The sequence below is a fragment of the Streptomyces sp. GESEQ-35 genome, from assembly GCF_017948485.1.
Lineage (GTDB): Bacteria > Actinomycetota > Actinomycetes > Streptomycetales > Streptomycetaceae > Streptomyces.
This window is the reverse complement of sequence record NZ_JAFFSX010000001.1, coordinates 631905-644599: the sequence shown is the minus strand read 5'-3', so window position 1 is coordinate 644599 and position 12695 is coordinate 631905. Positions and strand designations below refer to the sequence as shown.

Genomic DNA, 12695 nt, shown 5'->3' with positions numbered 1-12695 from the left:
TAGAGGGATGAGACCCATGGATTCTGCGCGAAGTGGTTCCGATGAACCGACGCCGGCAGGGCCGCGTGACCTGTTCGACGCGTCCACTGACGCTGCGGCGGTGCTGGCGGCCGACGGCGTCGTGGTCGGCTGGACCCGGGGTGCCGAAGAACTCCTCGGCTACCCGGCAGGAGAGGTGGTCGGCGGGTCCGCCATGCGGCTGCTGGCAATGCCCGGCGATCCGGCACGTGTCGTCGGCGTCGCGGATCGATGCCGCGCCGGCATGGGGTGGAGCGGCCTCATTCCCGTACGGCACCGCGACGGCCGCTCGCTCGACATCGACCTGCGGGTCTCCGCGTCCTTCCGCATCGGCGAGGACGAGTGCTTCTTGCTCTCGGCCCGGGAGCGGCGACCGCAATGGGCGGTCGGCCAGTCAGTCCTCGACGGATTCCTCACCCGCTCGCCGGTCGGCATGGCGGTGATGGACACACAGCTGCGCTACGTATGGCTGAACGACACGCTGGAGCGCTTCGGCGGTGTGCCGCGTGAGCAGCGACTGGGGCGTCGGCTGAGCGAGCTGCTGCCCGGTCTTCAGGCGGAGGCCATCGAGGGACTGATGCGCAAGGTGCTCGGGACCGGAGTCCCGGTGACCGAGTACGAGTACGTGGGATGGAGCTGGGCCGATCCACACCGCCAGCATGCCTATTCGACGTCCTTCTTCCCCCTGGTGGACGCCGACAGCTCCATCACCGGAGTCTGCTACATGGTCTCGGACGTCACCGAGCGGTGGAACGCCCGCCAGCTCCTGTCGATGGTCAACGAGGCCGGAACCCGCATCGGCACGACCCTTGACGTGATGCGGACGGCGCAGGAACTTGCCGACTTCGTCGTTCCCCGCTTCGCGGACTTCGTCGTCGTCGACCTCCTGGAGCCCGTCCTCAGCACCGAGGGACACGGAGCGTGGCTGACCGACGCGGGACCGGCACCCGCCCGGCCGGAGATGCGGCGCGCCGGACTGCGCTCGGTGCGAGAGGGCTGCCCGGAGGCCGTGGCCCGGGTCGGGGACAGAGTGAACTTCCTGCCCCCGCCGCACGACGTGCATCTCTTCATCGACGGCGAGCCGGTCCTCATCCCGGTCCTCGATCCGTCCGACGAGCTGTGGGTCTCCGAGCAACCTGAGCGAGCGGCGAGCATCCGCGAGTTCGGGATGCATTCCCTCATCTCCGTGCCGATGAGGGCGCGGAACACCGCCCTGGGCCTGACCACGTTCGTACGGTCGCTCAATCCCGTCTCCTTCCAGCCCGACGACGTCCTGCTGGCCCGCGAGCTGGTGGCACGAGCCGCGCTGTGCGTCGACAACGCCCGCCGCTACACCCGGGAGCACACGGCAGCGGTCACGCTTCAACGCAGTCTGCTGCCCCGGGCCCTGACGGGCGGTACGGCATTGGAGGTGGCCTCCTCCTATCGGCCGGCGGACCCGACCGGTGGGGTCGGTGGCGACTGGTTCGATGTGATCCCGCTGTCCGGCGCCCGCGTGGGCCTCGTCGTCGGCGATGTGGTCGGCCACGGAATCACCGCGGCGGCGACGATGGGCCGTCTGCGCACCGCGGTTCAGACTCTCGCCGACATGGAGATGCCGCCCGACGAACTGCTGGCGCACCTCGACGATCTCGTGCTCCGGCTGAGCGAGGAGAGGACCGGCGACGAGAGGGCCGACCAGAGCGCCACGGCCTTCCTCGGCGCCACCTGTCTGTACGCCGTCTACGACCCGGTGACCAGGCGCTGCACGATGGCCAGGGCCGGGCATCCACCGCCTGTCGTGGTCGCCCCCGACGGGCGTGTGTCCTTCCCGGTGCTCCCCGCCGGACCTCCGCTCGGGCTGGGAGGGATGGCCTTCGAGACCGCCGAGATGGAGCTCGCCGAGAACAGCCTGATCGGTCTCTACACCGATGGTCTCGTCGAGGGAACCGACCGCGACATGGAGCTGGGCATGTCCCGGCTCGGCGCCCTGCTGGCCCGGCAGGCCCCCGACCTCGACACACTCTGCTCCTCGGCCGTGCAGGAGCTCGTGCCCGTGCCCCAACCCGACGACATCGCCCTGCTCCTGGCGCGCACCCACGCCCTGGGCGCCGACCATGTCGCCTCCTGGGACGTGCCCGCGGACCCGGCCGCCGTCGCCGACGTCCGGGCGCGGGCGACGCGCCGGGTGGAAGCCTGGGGGCTGGAGGAACTCGCCATGACGACGGAGCTCGTCGTGAGCGAACTGGTCACCAACGCGATCCGCCACGCCGCACCGCCCATCCGGCTGCGGCTGCTCCGCGACTCCCGACTGACGTGCGAGGTCTCCGACGCCAGCAGCACCGCCCCGAGGCTGAGACATGCCCGGAGTACGGACGAAGGAGGCCGGGGTCTCTTCCTGGTCGCCCAGCTCGCCCATCGCTGGGGTGCCCGGTACACGGCCGACGGGAAGATCATCTGGGCGGAGCAGGAGCTTCCGTGAACTCAGTCGAACGGCGTCAGGAAGTCCCCTGTGGACAGAGCCCTGTTGACGATGCGGGTGTCGCCGAGCCATCCGTAGAAGCCCTGCCCGAACCGCTCGTCGAACTGCGTCGCGCCGATGACGAAGGGTTTGCCGAGTGTGGCGATGCCGGTCGACCGCTGCGCCGGATTGCGGGCGATCTTCGAGCCGTCCACGTACATCACCGTCCTGCGGCCGTCGTTGACGAGGGCGATGTGCATCCAGCGGCCGACCGGCACGGCGTGGCTCCAGGACGTCGGGTCGGCGTCCTGCCCGGCGGGGTAGACGACGAACTGGAGGAACCTCTCCGGAGACAGGTTGAGGCTGCAGGTGGGCTCCAGCGGGGACCAGCCCGTGGTCTTGCCCGCGTCGCCGTTGCGGCCCTCCCAGCTCAGGATGCCCATCCAGCTGTGATCGCCCTCGAAGGGCTCGGGCAGTCTGATGTGCGTCTCGATGGTGTAGCCGTCGGTGAACTTCGCGCGGTTCACCGCGGCGCCCGCGGCGGTCGTCAGGATGGCACCGCGGTCCGGGCTCTTGCCGCCGTCGAACCGGAGGCTGGCGTGCGCCGGCTGGCCGGGGTGGTGGTCGGCGGACCAGGTGAGCGCGTCCGATCCGCTGGAGTGCAGACGGCTGACGGTCAGATCGTTGCCGTTGCCCGTGAGGTCGCGCACGACCGCTCCGTCGGCCACGGGGGCGCCCGGCGTGCCGGCGGCGGACGTCCCGGAGGCGTCGAAGCGCCAGTAGGCGACCGTGCCGCGGGGCATGACGGCGGACGCCGGACGTGGCTTCGGCGCCGGGACCGGTGCGAAGCCCTTGAAGCGCTCGGCGAAGTCGATGTCCAGGCTGAACCGGTCGGTGGGGCCGGTCAGTTCGATCGTCTCCGCCTCCAGCGGTGACCGCTTCTCCGGGTCCCGGGCGAGGAACCACGGCGAGAAGGTCTCGACGTCGATGGCACCGCGGGCGAGGTCGAAGGCGTACGTGCGGATCATGCCGGCGCCGCCGTAGTAGCGGTCCTGGTAGTTGGTGATGTGGAGGTGGACATCGTTGTCAGAGTCGTTGGCCAGGACCGTCCGCCCCGGCGGCCAGTAGTGGCCGCCCAACGCGAGGAAGATCTGGTCGTTGCCGCGGATGAGGCCGTCCCACAGGCGCTTGCCGTTGTCCGACAGCTGGGCCTGGCCGTCGTCGTCCGACCAGACGATGTCATGCGTGGTCAGGATGGCGGGGAGGGTGGGGTGCGCGTCGAGGACGCCCTGGGCCCAGCCCAGGCCCTTGTCCGAGACCCGCCAGTCCAGGGCGAGGACGAGCCACTGCCGGCCCGCCGCGCGCAGCACGTGGTAGCTGTTGTAGCCGTCGGGTGAGGCTCCGCGGAAGGTCGGCATCGACGCGTAGCGCTGCGGACCGAAGGCCGCGAGGTAGGCGGAGTCGCCACGCTGGTCGTCCGTGGAGGAGCGGATGTCGTGGTTCCCCGCGAGGACGCTGTAGGGCACCTTGCCGTGGATCGCCCCGAAGGTGTCGGCGGCGAGCGCGATCTCCTGCTCGGTGCCGTGCTCCGTCACGTCACCGAGGTGCGTCATGAACGCGATGTTCGCCTGCTCCCGCTCTGCGGCGAGGTAGCGGAACGTGGCGCGCAGGGGTGCCGGGTCGGAGCTGTCGGCGTCGAACAGGTACTGCGTGTCGGGAAGCACGGCCAGCGCGAAACGCGGGCTCTCGGTGTCGAAGCGGGACCGGCCGCCGTTCACGGCAGCAGAGGCGGCCTGCGCCTCGGCTGCCGTGACCACGGCACCGGCCGCGGGTATGACGACCGCGGCCTGTAGCAGTGTGCGTCTGTCCAGCCGGTGTTGGTGCCCCTCGGTGCTCATGTGCCCTCCAGATGACGACCGTTGGTCAGGAAGGCACAGTGCTGCTCGGCCGTGGCCGTGTGATGGCAGGAAGCTGAACGTCGAATTCTCTTCGCCGCACGAATGTGATGGCGTCAGTAGACGGTCAGTCCGTAGGCGCTCAGCACTTCCTGGATCGGCTGGTAGTAAGTGGTCCCTCCGGTCGCGCAGTTCCCGGAGCCGCCGGAGAGGATGCCGATGACCTTGTCGCCGGCGTAGAGCGGGCCTCCGCTGTCGCCCGGCTCGGCGCAGATGTTGGTCTGGATCAACCCGGTGACGACGGAGCCGCCACCGTAGTTGACGCTCGCGTTCAGGGCGGTGACCACACCGCACCGGACGCCGGTGGTTGATCCCCGGGTGCAGACGCGCTGGCCGACGTAGGCGGTCGCCGTCCCGGTGATGTCGACGGTTCCGATGGTGCCGGGGTGCGGCACGGCCGGGTTGGAGTACCGGACGACCCCGAAGTCGTTGCCGGGGAAGCTGGTGCCGGTGGTGGGGCCGACGGCCGTGTCCATGGCGGGACTGGTGTACCAGGTGGACAGGCCGTCGGTGCAGTGGCCGGCCGTGACGAAGTAGTACGTGGAGCCGCTCTGTACGTTGACCCCCGCCGAGCAGCGTCGGCCGGAGGCGTAGATGCCGTCGCCGCCCGACAGGAGGGTACGGAGCCGGCCGTCGACCTGTTCGAGGGTCATGGCACCGGCGAAATGCCCGGCGGTCCTGCGGAGTTGGGCGAGGCCGGTGTCCGTGACCGTGGAGTCGGCGAGGACCCTCAGTTTTCCTGTGCGCTGGTCCACGGCCCAGGCCGTCCCGTCGACTCCCAGGGATTCGACGGCCGAGGTCACGCCGGCCACCGACGCGGTGGACGGCGCCGTGTCGGCCGAGGGCGCTGCCGCCGCGCTGGTGCCGGATGCCGCGAGGGCGGCCACACCGAGCAGGCTGAACACCGCGGCGATCAGCCGTGAACGTCTGATGGTCGTACGCCGTGCTCTCATGAACCACATCTCCCCGAAGACGGTCGGACAGGCTTGTGCTGGAGGCGAGGCAGCGCCCATCCTGCCCGGCTGTGCCCGGCCGAGGTAGGCCGTCTTCGGGCCAGGACACCGGCGCAACCCGGTCCCTCGTTCGGAGGCACTCGGCGGCGCGGGCCTGCCTCGCCCGGGCCGACATCACACCAATGGGGTAAATGGGTATCAATGCCCAGAGGAACGCTGAGTCTCCGGAGTGGTCGATGTCCCGCAAGCGCTCAACCGACGACGCGGACGAACTGCTGGCCAGGCTCAGGACGCTGACCGCTCAGGTGCGTGAGCAAGCCGAGCTTCAGCGTTCCCTGGTCGAGCTGGCCGTCGCCCTCCAGCGCGGCATGCTGCCCGGAGACATGCCGGACGCCCCCGGGTTCGACCTGGCCGTCCAGTACTCACCTGCCTTTCATGGACTGAACGTAGGGGGCGACTGGTACGACGCCTTCTGGATGCCCGACGGGCGTATCGGACTGTCCATCGGCGACGTGCAGGGCCACAACATCGAGGCCGCCGCTTTCATGGGCCAGGTCCGGGTGGGACTGCGCGCACTGGCCTCCGTCACGAGCGAGCCGGGGGAACTCCTCTCCAGAACGAACGACCTGCTCCTGTCGCTAGGCGCCGACCTCTTCGCGACCTGCACTTTCATGCGGCTCGACCCGTCCACCGGAGTCCTGGAGAGCGCCAGGGCCGGGCACATCCCGTGTGTGTGGGCCACTGCGGACGGGAAGTCCGGGATCGCCGAGGACGAAGGAGGACCGCCTCTGGGCATCGACGACGGGCAGGACTACCCGGTGACCCGGTACCGGCTCAGCACGGGCGGAGTGTTCGTCCTGCTGACGGACGGTGTGGTGGAGGGGCCCTCGCTGAGCCTCGACGAAGGGCTCGACCAGGTGGTGAGGCTCGCGGGAGTCGCCGCCGTCGCGGGCATGGACGCCGGCTCGCTCGCCGCCGCCGTGATCAAGGGCGCCGAGCGGGTGGGACACGAGGACGACGCGGCCGTACTGGTCGTCGGCCACGCCGAGACCGACGTGCGGTTGTAGGGAACCACCACGTGCTTCGGCTCGCCGACAGGGCGGCGTCGTTATCTGATGGCTCCTGTGGTGGGTATCCAGGATCTGCGTGGACCGGCCCTCTACGCTCTCCAGACGCTGGCCATCGCCGCCTGCTACTTCGCTGCGGGGCGGCTGGGCCTGATGAGGCAGCTCGTCGTCCAGGGCGCTGTCGTCACACCCATCTGGCCGCCCACGGGCGTCGCGGTCGCGTGTCTGTTGATCTTCGGGATCCGTGCCCTGCCCGGCATCACCCTGGGCATCCTGTTCGTGATCATGTCCATCACCTCACTCCAGCCCACGGTGATCGGGACGCTGGCCGGTAACACCGCGGCTCCCCTCTGCGCGTACCTCCTGCTGCGCAGGGTGGGGTTCCGGACCGACATCGGCCGATTGCGGGACGGCGTCGCGCTGGTGTTCCTCGGAGCGCTGACCAGCATGCTGATCAGCGCGAGCGCCGGCGTCGGTCTGCTCGTCCTCACCGGCAAACTCGACGCGTCCGGCGTCTGGCCGGTCTGGCTCGCCTGGTGGGTGGGCGACGCGATGGGGGTCCTGATCGTCACCCCCATCCTGCTCCTGCTCTACGAGGTGCGGCGGCCTCCCGGCCTGGCCCGCTGGAAGGAGGCCGCTGGGCTGGCTCTGATTGCCTGTGGCCTCATTCCGCTGGCCTCGTACAGCCGGCTCAGCCTGCTGTTCCTCGTCTATCCACTGCTGATCTTCGCCGCCCTGCGGTTCCAGCTGGCCGGCAGCATCCTGTGCGCCCTCTTCGCCTCCACCATGGCCACCATCGCCGCGACGGACGAGACCGGTCCCTTCGAACAGCTCACCCATGTCGAAGTGATGATCAAACTGCAGGCATTCAACGGCTCCATGGCCCTGACGGCCCTGCTTCTGTCAGCCGTCGTCACCGAGCAGCACAACACCAGACGCTCGGTGGAACGGGCCTGTCAGGAGCTGGTGGAGGTCCTGGAACACCTCACGGCAGGCGATGCTCCCCGCGGCCGGACACCACGAGAGATCGACCGCCTACGGTCTCAGCAGAGAGGCCGGTGAGCGACTCCGAGGCGTCCTCAGCAACCAGGAGAGACGGGGGCATGGCGCGGATTCGGCACTGTCGAAGGGGATGACGCGAGCGGTGGCACTGGCCGTCGCGATCAGCGCTCCGTCGGTGTCGGTCAGTGAGGCTTCCAGGTACGCGATGTCACCCACTCGGTGCACTACCCGTCCCCTTCCCAGGATCCGGCCCGGTCGGACCGGTCGCATGAAGGACGCCTTGAGCTCGTGGCCGCGGCACGAGGCAACGGCGCTCGCCCCAACGCGCCATCCCAAAACGGCCCGGATCGTTCTGTCATCACGTCTCCCAAGGCGACTGTCGGCGGGTGTCCACACCTCGTGTCCGGACCCCACAAATCATTGGCGAGCTTCTGCCCTCACGGACGAACATGGCCCGCATGAGCGACGAACCCGCACGATGGAGCCAGGCAACCATCTACCCCGACATGTGGGTCGACCCGGACGACGACCCCCGCGACAGCGAAGGAGCCAGTCCGGACGGTGAGCTCGCGACGCTGCTGGACTTTCTGACCGGCTACCGCATGACCCTGCGGATGAAGTGCGAGGGCCTGGACGCGGAGCAACTGGCCCGTCGGTCGGTTCCGCCGTCGACGATGTCGCTGCTCGGCCTGGTGCGGCACCTCGCCGAGGTCGAACGGGACTGGCGCAACTGGATCAGCGACGCTGAGCCGCTGCCGAAGCTGTACGGCGAGCGTGACGCGGACTTCAACGGAGTTGTCGCCGAACAGGCCGAGGTCGACGCCGCGTACTCCGATCTGGCGCGAGAGCAGGCCGCGACCGACGCCGCGCTGGCCGGGCACCCGGACCTGAGTGAGCGTCTGGGGAAGGACAGGACCTCGGTTCGGGAGCTGATGGTGCACCGGATCGAGGAGTATGCCCGTCACTGCGGGCACGCCGACCTGTTGCGCGAGTGCGTCGACGGAAGGGTGGGCCAGTGACCAGGCGCTCTGCGGGAAGTTCGGTTCGCCGGCTGCGGGCCGGTGGGGGCTGGTCGCGCGGTTCCCCGCGCCCCTTACGGGGCGCGGTACCGCACTGTAGCCGCACTGCGGAACGTCCTGTCCGGCAAGCCGTCGCCCGGGACCGGGTTCAGGCGGCCGGGTTGTCCAGGGGGCGCAGTTCGTCCGCGTAGGAGACGGAGATTCGGCGCATCACACCGTCCTCGGTGATGTCGTACTGGCCGAGGCGCCACAACGGGGGTGAGTACGCGTGGATCGACACCGTGTCGTTGGTGGCGCCGGTGAGGCGGTGGATGTGTTCGGGGCCGAAGCAGAACGATCCGCCGGCGCCGACGGTGGCGGACAGATGGCTGCCGCCTATGCGCGGGTTGGACTCGTTGAGCACGCCCTGGACGACGCGGACCGCGCCGGAGGAGATGTCGTGGTCGTGCCAGCCGGTGTCGTTCTGCCGGGTCCAGCACAGCAGCCATACGTCGACGTACTCGTCGCGGTACAGGGAGGCGTAGTGCCGCTGCTCGTCCGAGAAGGCGATCTGTTCGCGCCAGAGATCGGGACGGGCGGCGAGTTCGTCGACGAGTGCCCGGAGTTCGCGCTTGTCCAGGGTGCGGTCCGGCAGGGCCTCGTATGTCACGGGTGGCTCCCTTCTGGCTGTCCGCCGGCGTGGCTCGGGTGCGGGCCGTGCAGCAGGCGGGCCGGGTTGGTGGTGCGCAGGGCGTGGACGGCGGCGTCCGCGCCGATGTCGGGGATGACGGGGGTCGCGTACGGCCGGTCGCTGCCGCTGACGATCACGTCGATGCCGGCGGCCCGGACGAGCGCGTCCACGGCGCGTGTCCCGTAGGAGGACGTTTCGTAGAAGACGTCGAAGTCGATCTCGCCGCGCCCTCCGCCCCGGGCCGCCAGCCGTTCGCCGTGCAGCGGGGCCAGGCCGGCGAGCGCGGCGAAGCAGACCCGCAGTTGGGGATGGCGGGCGCGGCCGAAGGCGCGGAACGCGAACCACGACGCGTGCATCTGCTGGAGGTAGGGGACCAGCGCGGGCCACCAGGGCGGTGTGTCCTGGGCGGCCGGGGCGGCTCCGGGGTGGACGAACAGGGGTTTGCCCAGGCGGGTGAGGACGTCCAGGAGAGGAGCGCACTCGTTCCAGCCCGCGGCGTCGAGCAGTGCCGTGGCGGGGAGTTGGAGGCCCGCGCAGCCGCGACGCAGTTCGCGTTCGACCGCCTCGGGGTCCGGCCCGGACAGACAGGGCGAGGCCCAGACGCCGAAGGGAGCCGGGAGCGCGAGGGCGCCGTCGTGGAACGCGGTCAGGAGCGGGGTGGCCTCGGCGGGCGGCAGGTACTCGATGCCCAGCGGGCTGGAGAGCGAGACCAGGGCCAGGTCGAGACCGTCCGTGGCGGCGAGGCGGACACGCGCGGCGATGTCGTGATCGGCAGGGTCGATCACGAAGGGTGGCTCGCCCGTCATGTGCAGGGTCCAGCCGTCGAGATACGGCGACGTGGTGCGGGCGCGGAGCAACTCGATGAAGGCGGGCGGCCAGATGTGCTGGTGGACGTCGATGGGCACGCTGAGGTCCTCGGGAAGACCAGGCTGACAGGGCAGGGGACTGGTGTTGTTAAGCGCTTCAGTGATGCGCTTAACTTAAACGGTTAACAAGATGGCGTGTCAAGCGTGCGCCCACAGTCCGGACAGGGCCCGGTAGGCTTCCCGCCATGGCCAGGCCCAATAAGCGCACCACCCTCCGTGAGGTGGCCGAGGCCACGGGCCTTTCCACCGCAGCCGTCTCTTACGCCCTGCGCGGCAAGCAGGTCTCGAAGGAGACCGAGGAGCGGGTACGCAAGGCGGCGGCCGAGCTGGGTTACGAGGCCGATCCCATCGCCCGCGCCCTGGCCAGCGGCCGCACCAGCATGGTCGGAGTCCTCGCCGGCGACCTCCAGGACCTCTGGCAGCAGCAACTGATGGCGGCCATCGGCCGGGAGCTGCTGGTCAGCGACCACTATGCGCTGATCCTGGACGCGGGCGGCGACCCCGACCGGGAACTGGCCCTCGCCAAGCAGCTGCGCGACCAGCGGGTCGACGCCCTGCTCGTGTCTCCCGTGAACCCCTCGGCGGAGGGCTGGGCCGCGATCGCCGACGCCCTGCCGGTCGTGGCCGTCGGGGACTCGCTGAGCCGGGCCCGCACGGCCGGGCAGGTCATCTTCGACAACCGGGCCGGTATCGACGCCGTACTGGAGTATCTGCACGGCCTCGGCCACCGCCGGGTGACCGTGCTGACCCCGACGCAGCCGAGTACACCCGGCAGGCCCGCCGATGTGTACGTCCGCGAGGCGGCCGACCGGCTCGGGCTGTCGGTCGAGTTGGTGCCGTGCCCGCAGGAGTTGGGTGAGGCGACGGCGGTGGCCCGGCGCGTCCTGGACAGCGCGTGGTCCGCGACCGCCGTGTTCTGCTTCTCCGACTCCTTGGCGTACGGGGTCTACGGGGCGGCGGCCGAGGCCTCGCTCGAAGTGGGCCGGGACGTGTCCGTGGTCGGCTTCGACGACCACCCGGTGTCGCGGGTGCTCACGCCGCCACTGACCACGGTGGACTGGGGACTGGCCGAGATCGCCGTGGAGGCGGCCCGGCTGACCGTCGCGGCGATCGAGGGAAAGCGGGTACGCAGGAAGCGGATCCTCTGTGCGCCGCGGATGAGCGAGCGGGGGTCGGCGGTGCGGGTGTGACGGAGCGTCCCGTCCACCGATGCACCCCTGATGCGGCCCGACTTCGCGCATGATTCACGGACAGAACCTAGGCTGGCCGCCATGAGCGCACACTTTGACGTGGTGGTCCTGGGCGCCGGCCCCGGGGGATATGTCGCAGCGATCAGGGCTGCCCAGCTCGGCCTGAGCGCGGCGGTCGTCGAGGAGAAGTACTGGGGCGGAGTCTGCCTCAACGTGGGGTGCATCCCGTCGAAGGCGCTGCTGCGCAACGCGGAGCTGGCCCACATCTTCACCCAGGAGGCCAAGACCTTCGGCATCCAGGTGAACGGCGAGGTGAGCTTCGACTACGGCGCGGCCTTCACCCGCAGCCGCAAGGTGGCGGACGGGCGCGTCAAGGGCGTCCACTACCTGATGAAGAAGAACAAGATCACCCAGTACACCGGCCGCGGCACCTTCAGCGACGACCACACCCTCCAGGTCGCTCTGACCGACGGCGGCTCGGAGACCGTCACCTTCGGCCACTGCATCATCGCCGCCGGCGCCACCACAAAGCTGCTGCCCGGCACCTCGCTCAGCGAGCGCGTGGTGACGTACGAGGAGCAGATCCTGTCCGACACGCTCCCGGAGAGCATCGTCATCGCGGGCGCGGGTGCCATCGGCGTCGAGTTCGCGTACGTGCTGCACAACTACGGCGTCCAGGTCACCCTCGTCGAGTTCCTCGACCGCATCGTCCCCCTGGAGGACGAAGAGGTCTCCGCGGAACTGGCCCGCCGCTACAAGCGGCTCGGCGTCAATGTGCTGACCTCCACCCGGGTCGAGGCCATCAACGACTCGGGCGATTCGGTCAAGGTCATGGTGACCACGGGCGGCCAGCGGCAGACACTACAGGCCGGCAAGGTGCTTCAGGCGATCGGCTTCCAGCCGCGTGTGCAGGGCTACGGCCTGGAGAACACCGGCGTGAAGCTCACCGATCGCGGGGCGATCGACATCGACGCCCGCTGCCGCACGAGCGTCCCGCACATCTTCGCCATCGGCGATGTGACGGCGAAGCTGATGCTCGCTCACGCCGCCGAGTCGATGGGCATCGTGGCGGCCGAGACGATCGCCGACGCGGAGACCATGGAGCTCGACTACGTCATGATCCCGCGGGCGACGTACTGCCAGCCGCAGATCGCCAGCTTCGGCTGGACCGAGGCGCAGGCCCGTGAGAAGGGCTTCGACGTCAAGGTGGCGAAGTTCCCGTTCACGGCCAACGGCAAGTCGCACGGCCTGGGCGACACCGCGGGCTTCGTCAAGATCCTCAGCGACGCCCGGTACGGCGAACTCCTCGGCGCTCACCTGATCGGCCCCGAAGTCACCGAACTCCTCCCGGAACTGACCCTCGCTCAGCAGTGGGACCTGACCGTCAACGAAGTCGCCCGCAATGTGCACGGCCACCCGACGCTGGGCGAGGCCGTCAAGGAGGCCATCCACGGGCTGGCCGGACACATGATCAACATGTGACGGCGGACGCGGGCCGAGACGCACCTCACCGCT

At 69.7% G+C, this 12695-nt stretch carries 11 protein-coding genes; 6 read left to right on the top strand and 5 right to left on the bottom strand.

Annotated features, from left to right (window positions below):
• Positions 1 to 7: 7 nt before the first annotated feature.
• On the top strand, positions 8 to 2479 hold the full coding sequence (locus KCH87_RS02805) for a SpoIIE family protein phosphatase (RefSeq protein ID WP_374198941.1): 2472 nt from the start codon (positions 8 to 10) through the stop codon (positions 2477 to 2479).
• A gap of 2 nt (positions 2480 to 2481) precedes the next feature.
• On the opposite strand, the gene KCH87_RS02800 is transcribed toward KCH87_RS02805, so the two are convergent.
• Positions 2482 to 4356, bottom strand: coding sequence for a LamG-like jellyroll fold domain-containing protein (locus KCH87_RS02800; RefSeq protein ID WP_210583745.1), 1875 nt, complete (start codon positions 4354 to 4356; stop codon positions 2482 to 2484).
• A 113-nt stretch (positions 4357 to 4469) separates the two neighbouring features.
• Positions 4470 to 5366 carry a S1 family peptidase gene (locus KCH87_RS02795; RefSeq protein ID WP_210583743.1) on the bottom strand — a complete coding sequence of 299 codons (897 nt, stop codon included), beginning with the start codon at positions 5364 to 5366 and terminating at the stop codon, positions 4470 to 4472.
• A gap of 236 nt (positions 5367 to 5602) precedes the next feature.
• On the opposite strand from KCH87_RS02795, the gene KCH87_RS02790 reads away from it, so the two are divergent.
• Together KCH87_RS02790 and KCH87_RS02785 are read left to right on the top strand one after the other, a co-directional pair.
• Positions 5603 to 6433, top strand: coding sequence for a PP2C family protein-serine/threonine phosphatase (locus KCH87_RS02790; protein WP_210583742.1), 831 nt, complete (start codon positions 5603 to 5605; stop codon positions 6431 to 6433).
• A 48-nt stretch (positions 6434 to 6481) separates the two neighbouring features.
• Positions 6482 to 7495 carry an MASE1 domain-containing protein gene (locus KCH87_RS02785; protein WP_210583740.1) on the top strand — a complete coding sequence of 338 codons (1014 nt, stop codon included), beginning with the start codon at positions 6482 to 6484 and terminating at the stop codon, positions 7493 to 7495.
• Here the strand turns inward: KCH87_RS02785 and KCH87_RS50680 are convergent.
• Positions 7469 to 7831 (bottom strand): PaaI family thioesterase, encoded by a 363-nt coding sequence (locus tag KCH87_RS50680; protein ID WP_374198940.1) that lies wholly within the window; start codon positions 7829 to 7831, stop codon positions 7469 to 7471. The genes KCH87_RS02785 and KCH87_RS50680 overlap by 27 nt on opposite strands.
• A 53-nt stretch (positions 7832 to 7884) precedes the next feature.
• Between KCH87_RS50680 and KCH87_RS02775 the strand changes: the two genes are divergently transcribed.
• Positions 7885 to 8454 carry a DinB family protein gene (locus tag KCH87_RS02775; RefSeq protein WP_210583736.1) on the top strand — a complete coding sequence of 190 codons (570 nt, stop codon included), beginning with the start codon at positions 7885 to 7887 and terminating at the stop codon, positions 8452 to 8454.
• A gap of 148 nt (positions 8455 to 8602) precedes the next feature.
• On the opposite strand, the gene KCH87_RS02770 is transcribed toward KCH87_RS02775, so the two are convergent.
• Together KCH87_RS02770 and KCH87_RS02765 are read right to left on the bottom strand one after the other, a co-directional pair.
• Complete coding sequence (locus tag KCH87_RS02770; RefSeq protein WP_210583735.1) at positions 8603 to 9103, bottom strand: cysteine dioxygenase family protein; 501 nt, start codon at positions 9101 to 9103, stop codon at positions 8603 to 8605.
• Positions 9100 to 10029, bottom strand: coding sequence for an amidohydrolase family protein (locus KCH87_RS02765; RefSeq protein WP_210583733.1), 930 nt, complete (start codon positions 10027 to 10029; stop codon positions 9100 to 9102). The genes KCH87_RS02770 and KCH87_RS02765 overlap by 4 nt, the downstream gene beginning before the upstream one ends.
• A gap of 146 nt (positions 10030 to 10175) precedes the next feature.
• Here KCH87_RS02765 and KCH87_RS02760 point away from each other — a divergent pair, with 146 nt between their 5' ends.
• Entirely contained in the window at positions 10176 to 11180 is a 1005-nt protein-coding gene (locus tag KCH87_RS02760) for a LacI family DNA-binding transcriptional regulator (protein WP_210583731.1), read from the top strand.
• Positions 11181 to 11261: 81 nt separating this feature from the next.
• Positions 11262 to 12662, top strand: coding sequence for a dihydrolipoyl dehydrogenase (lpdA, locus tag KCH87_RS02755; protein ID WP_210583729.1), 1401 nt, complete (start codon positions 11262 to 11264; stop codon positions 12660 to 12662).
• Positions 12663 to 12695 lie beyond the last annotated feature (33 nt).